Source organism: Pseudomonas sp. Kh14 (genome assembly GCF_900291005.1).
GTDB classification, from domain to species: Bacteria; Pseudomonadota; Gammaproteobacteria; order Pseudomonadales; family Pseudomonadaceae; genus Aquipseudomonas; species Aquipseudomonas alloputida.
Map to the genome: position 1 here is coordinate 1 of NZ_OLKJ01000047.1, position 1,362 is coordinate 1,362.

General features: G+C 53.0%; 1 protein-coding gene. It reads left to right on the plus strand.

From position 1 onward, the window contains the following. Positions 1–21: 21 nt before the first annotated feature. Positions 22–1,362 (plus strand): IS3 family transposase gene (locus FQ668_RS27255; RefSeq protein ID WP_110159977.1). Its coding sequence is split into 2 segments (ribosomal slippage), with 1,339 coding nucleotides annotated over them: positions 22–495 and positions 498–1,362; the frame shifts between segments, so codons are not numbered across the junction. This gene is flagged as partial in the annotation.

Below are 1,362 nucleotides of genomic sequence, written 5' to 3' on the forward strand. Positions count from 1 at the left end.
AATCCAACCCTTGGGGGATCTATGGGTAAGTACACCGAGCAATTCAAGCTCACAGCGATCACAGCCTACCTGGACGGCAGCAACGGTTTCCGAAAGGTGGCTCAACACTTAGGTATCGATTTCAGTCTGCTTCGACGCTGGGTGGCCAGATATCAGGCCAATAATGGCATTGGTCCAGGCTCGCATGGGCGGCGCTATAGCAGTGATTTCAAGCAGCAGGTGCTTAGCTACATGCACGAGCATCGGCTTTCACTGCGCCAGACCGCTGCCCATTTTGGTCTTGGGCAGTCCTCTCAGATAGGCATTTGGCAGCGGCAGTACTACAGTGGCAGTCCTGCACCCTCTACTGCCATTAAGCCAAGAAAGCCAATCGACGTGTCGAAGAAGATCAAGCCTGTCAAACCCACCGATACCAGTGATGATCAGAAGTCTCGAGATCAGCTGATGGCTGAACTTGAGTACCTGCGCATGGAGAACGCTGTCCTAAAGGAGCTCAAGGCTCTGCGCGAGGAAAAGGAACGAACACGCGGGAAAAAGTCCTGATCGTTTCCAAACTCAAGCGCAGATTTCCTTTGCCTGACCTCCTTCAACTGGTCGAGCTGGCGCGCAGCACCTTCTACTACCAGCTCAAAGCTCAGCAGAAGCCAGATCGGCATGCTGAGCTCAAGGCATTGGTGCATCGCGTCTACCACGAGCAGAAAGGGCTTTATGGTTATCGCCGTATCGCACTCGTAATCAGGAAGGAAAAGCGGGTGAACAAGAAGGTCATTGAACGGCTGATGGCTGAGCAGGGATTGAAATCAGTAGTGCGCCCCAAGAAATACCGCTCCTATCGAGGTACCGTCGGTAAAGTGGCAGCGAATGTGCTGGAGCGAAATTTTGTTGCTCAACGCCCAAACCAGAAGTGGGTGACCGACGTAACCGAGTTCAAAGTAGCTCAACAGAAGCTTTACCTGTCGCCCGTGATGGATTTGTACAACGGCGAAATCGTGGCCTACGAAATGGCCAGCCGCCCGTGCTATAGCCTGGTTGGGAACATGCTTGGCAAAGCGCTCGATTGCCTGGGAGAGAAACCGAAGCTCGTGCTGCATTCGGATCAGGGATGGCATTACCAGCAGGCGCAATACCGCCGTAAGCTAAGCGAATGCGGGGTAAAGCAGAGCATGTCTCGAAAAGGCAATTGCCTGGACAATGCGGCCATGGAAAGCTTCTTCGGCACGCTCAAATCTGAGTTTTTCTACCTGAAGCGTTTCGAGAGCATTGATGAGCTGAGAGCGGGTCTGGATGAGTACATTCACTACTACAACCATGATCGCATCAAGCTGAGACTCAATGGCCTGAGCCCTGTGGAATACAGGGCTC